The 4529-nt window shown below is 47.0% G+C and carries 2 protein-coding genes and 1 pseudogene; all 3 read left to right on the top strand.

The window, feature by feature from the left end; all coding sequences use genetic code 11:
- On the top strand, positions 1-982 hold a 982-nt coding region (phoR, locus tag B3180_RS07155), incomplete at its 5' end, for a phosphate regulon sensor histidine kinase PhoR (protein WP_286843765.1).
- Positions 983-1079: 97 nt separating this feature from the next.
- Positions 1080-2057, top strand: coding sequence for a PstS family phosphate ABC transporter substrate-binding protein (locus B3180_RS07150; RefSeq protein ID WP_286843763.1), 978 nt, complete (start codon positions 1080-1082; stop codon positions 2055-2057).
- Between the two features lie 161 nt (positions 2058-2218).
- Positions 2219-4483: pseudogene (locus tag B3180_RS07145) on the top strand (ABC transporter permease subunit).
- Positions 4484-4529: the final 46 nt, after the last annotated feature.

Below are 4529 nucleotides of genomic sequence, written 5' to 3'. Positions count from 1 at the left end.
TGCCTTGCCCGACGCCGCTATTGTCTTCCGTGCTGACGGTGCTTTGCTTTGGAGTAATAAGTTAGCCCAGTTCTATTTCGGCCTGCGCTGGCCTGACGATGCCGGTCAACGTTTATCGAACCTTATTCGTCACCCGGAATTTTATGCCTACCTGAACGAAGGTAACTTCGAAGAAGAGCTGACAATACCATCGCCAATACGCGAAAGCCTGGATATTGAAATTCGTATCATGCCTTACAGCGAAGATCAGTTCTTGTTGGTTGCGCGTGATGTGACGCAGGTGAAACGGCTGGAAAATTTGCGTCGGGAGTTCGTGGCCAATGTATCGCATGAATTAAAGACGCCATTGACAGTACTGCAGGGCTATCTGGAAATGATGGACGACCCACAGCAAACGCCGCCGGCCATGTTGAAAAAAGCCGTTGAAAACATGAATGCTCAAAGTACTCGTATGTCGAACCTGGTTGATCAGTTGCTGACGTTGTCACGCATGGAAACGCCCAGTGACGACGTATTCGACCATGAAGTGGATATGCCAGCTATGCTTGAACAACTGCAGGCTGAAGCCAAACGTTTAAATGAAGCGAAGCAGCATACTATTGAGTTCCAGGTGGCTCCTGTCAGAATCTACGGTAAAGAAAACCTTCTGCGCAGTGCCATGCAGAACCTGATAACCAATGCTATTTATTATACGCCAGAGGGCGGGAACATTACGGTGTCGTGGAAACGAGTGGCCGGCGGTGCGGAGTTTAGCGTCACGGACAATGGTAAAGGCATACCCGCTGAACACCTTCCTCGCCTAACCGAACGTTTTTACCGGGTTGAGGATGATCGTAACAGTGCCAGTGGCGGAACCGGGCTGGGCCTTTCTATTGTTAAGCATGCAATAGAGCATCATAACTCACAGTTGGATATTAATAGTTCACTAGAAAAAGGCAGTCGCTTTTCATTTCGCATTCCGAGCGGACTTTTAGTGAATTAGTCATAAATTTTTCACATTGTCATAAAGCTGTCACATAAGCGTCTTAAACTGGCCATAATTCGAAAACAGTTCAATAACCCTTAGAGGTGAATACACTATGTTTCAATCTACTTTGAACAAGACATTAACAGGCTTAGTTGTTGCAGGCTCACTGGCATTCAGTACATTGGCAGCGGCCACTGACGACTTACCAGAATACAAAAAAGTAAGTGGCTTATCCGGCAACTTATCTTCAGTGGGTTCTGACACCCTGGCCAATATGGTGACCTTCTGGAGTGAAGAGTTTAAGCGTAACTACCCAAGCGTAAACATTCAGGTGCAGGCGGCAGGTTCTTCAACGGCTCCACCGGCTTTAACTGAAGGCACGTCAAACTTCGGTCCTATGAGCCGCGCAATGAAGTCAAAAGAAATCGAGTCTTTTGAAAAGCGCCATGGTTACAAACCTACGCCAGTTCGTGTTGCTATCGATGCTTTGGCCGTTTTTGTGCATAAAGACCACCCAATTGAAGGTCTGACGATTCCGGAAGTTGACGCAATATTTTCTTCAACCCGCAAGTGTGGCCTGAACGAGCAGGTTAATCGCTGGGGTGACCTGGGCATGGAAGGTGAGTGGACTAACCGTGATTTGCAGCTTTACGGCCGTAACTCGGTATCAGGTACCTATGGTTACTTTAAAGAAATTGGCCTGTGTGACGGCGACTTCCGCTCGAACGTGAATGAACAGCCCGGTTCAGCGTCGGTTGTGCAGTCAGTTTCAACCTCAATTAATGCCATTGGTTATTCCGGCATCGGCTATGTGACTTCAGGTGTTAAAGCGGTGCCTATCGCAAAAGCCGAAGGTCAGGAGTTTATCGGCGCAACTGCTGAGAATGCGTTGGCAGGTCAATATCCATTAGCTCGTTTCCTATATATTTATGTGAACAAGCATCCGACGAAACCACTGGGTAAAGCAGAAGGTGAGTTTCTGCGCATGATCTTGTCAAAAACAGGTCAGGATATTGTCAATAAGGACGGTTACATTGGACTGCCTAAAGCGGTTGTTGAAGCTGAATTGAAAAAGCTTGGCTTAGATTAATTTGTCCCTGAGACTGCTTTGCCGGTAGCTTGCTACCGGCTTTTTTATAACTATTACTGCATTATTAAGAAAATATGACAGTGGTGTAACAATACTGTCATATTTTTCAACTAAACTATTTGCAGAATTTTAGTAACGCGTATTCAAACCTGAGGTTTCTGATGGCATCACTGTCAGCTCAACAATTAGCCGCTAACCGGGGACGACTCTTTAAAGATCGTGCCGCTCGCTATAGTGTCACTTTAGGTGGCATTATGGTGTTGGTAGCGCTGTTGCTTATCTTTTTCTATCTGCTTTATGTTGTTCAGCCTATTTTCGAGTCGGTTTCCTTAAAAGAGGAACAGAGCTTTTCATTGCCAAACAGTGATGATGTAGAAGCACTTGGCATGGAGGAGCAGGCCGAAATTGGTTACCGTCTAATGAAATCGGGGAAATTTGAGTTCTTCGCGCTGGCCGATAAATCTATCGTTAAGCGTAAGGCCGGCGATATCATCGACTCAAAAGAAGTGGTCTCTGATGACAAAATAACGAGCTTTGCCAGCACACTGCCGGTCAATAAGCAGTACGCATACGGTCTGAACGACGGTACAGCGATGGTGGTTCAGCCTAAATTTAAAGTGTCTTTTGCTGAAGACCCTCAGACAGGCGCACTTGAGCGTACGATAACGCCGCGTGTGGAGGTATTGAATAATGGTGAACCATTAGTTGTCGATGAAAGTGGTCAGGCTTTAGAAAAACTGGCTTACGAGAGCGATGGTGACACTATGATGTTTGCTGCTGTGCAGGGCGGTAATAACTTGCTTATTACCAAGTACGCAGCAGAAGAAAACTTTATGACTGGCGAAACGACATTAAAGCCGGTTTTTCATAAGGTGACACTAAACGGTACTATCGATGACTTAATTGTCACTCCGGATTTACGTCAGGTTATGGCGCGTCGCGGTAACCGAATTCATGTATTCGATGTCGGAATTTCAGGTCAGGTAAGTGAGCGTGAATTAATGCTGGTTAATGCGCGTGAGCAGGGTAATGCCACGGGCCTCTATTTAATGGCCGGAGCAAGCTCTATATTGGTGACTCATGATACCGGGCTGGTAACACAGTGGTTCCAGGTATCGACAGATGAAGGTCGTCAATATCAATACATTCGCTCATTTGATGCTGGCTCGCCGGTTAAAGATATTGAAGTTGAATACTATCGGCGTACTTTTTATACCGTTTCAGAAAATGGGGAACTGGGTATATTCTATACGACATCAGAGGCGGACTTGTACCGGGGGAATCCTCTCGAGGCGAGTTTAGAGCATGTCATGGTCGACCCACGTGCCAACTACCTGATTATGCAAAGTGGTGATCGCTTCAGTGTGTTTGATATTAAGAACGAACACCCCGAGGTTACCTGGAGCGCTATGTGGCAGGAAGTCTGGTATGAAGGATACCCTGAGCCTGACTACACCTGACAGTCGACCTCTGGTTCCGATGACTTTGAGTCTAAATACAGTTTGGTTCCTATTGCTTTTGGCACCATCAAGGCAGCCGCATATGCAATGCTGTTTGCTGTGCCTATTGGTTTGGCTGCTGCTGTTTACACGGCGTACTTTATGTCTCCGTCGGTGCGTAAATACGTCAAACCGACCGTTGAAATTATGGAAGCCTTACCGACGGTTATTCTCGGCTTTTTGGCCGGTCTTTGGCTGGCACCGATAATCGAGAGGTATCTTCCGGGCCTGATAGCCGTGTTTCTGCTGGTGCCGGCGGCGATAATACTGACGGCATTCTTATGGTCGAGGTTACCTTCCCATATTCGTAACACCGTTACTGATGGACGAGCCGCTTTGCTGCTCATACCTATTGTTATTCTGGTGGGTTGGTTATCGTTTGGCCTTAGTCCCTGGGTTGAGCAAGTGTTGTTCGATGGCAATGTGCGTGGCTATTTAACCAATGAGCTGGGTATTACCTTCGATCAGCGTAATTCCCTGGTTGTTGGTATTGCGATGGGCTTTGCGGTTATCCCAACCATTTTCTCAATTGCAGAAGATGCGGTATTCAGTGTGCCGAAGCATTTATCTAACGGTTCGCTGGCGCTGGGTGCTACACCATGGCAAACCCTGACTAAAGTGGTTCTGCTAACCGCCAGTCCGGGCATATTCTCAGCGGTTATGATGGGGCTGGGACGCGCCGTAGGCGAGACGATGATTGTACTGATGGCAACCGGTAACACACCCATTATGGACTGGAACATTTTTGAAGGTATGCGCACCTTGTCGGCAAACATTGCAGTCGAGATGCCGGAATCGGAAGTTGGAAGCTCACACTACCGAATCTTGTTCCTGGCAGCCTTTGTGCTGTTCGTATTTACCTTTTTCTTTAACACCATTGCTGAATTTGTTCGCCAACGTCTGCGCGACAAATACAGCTCGATGTAATTCCGGAACAGAGGTTTAATTCAATGAATACATGGTTTAAGTCCGG

The organism is Idiomarina sp. UBA4206 (assembly GCF_002383015.1).
Lineage (GTDB): Bacteria > Pseudomonadota > Gammaproteobacteria > Enterobacterales > Alteromonadaceae > Idiomarina > Idiomarina abyssalis.
The sequence above is the reverse complement of the archived record's forward strand: the minus strand, read 5'-3'. Positions and strand labels throughout refer to the sequence as shown.

Coding starts and splice junctions, on each gene's coding strand:
- B3180_RS07150 (WP_286843763.1), top strand. CDS start 1,080: ATGTTTCAATCTACTTTGAACAAGACATTAACAGGCTTAGTTGTTGCA.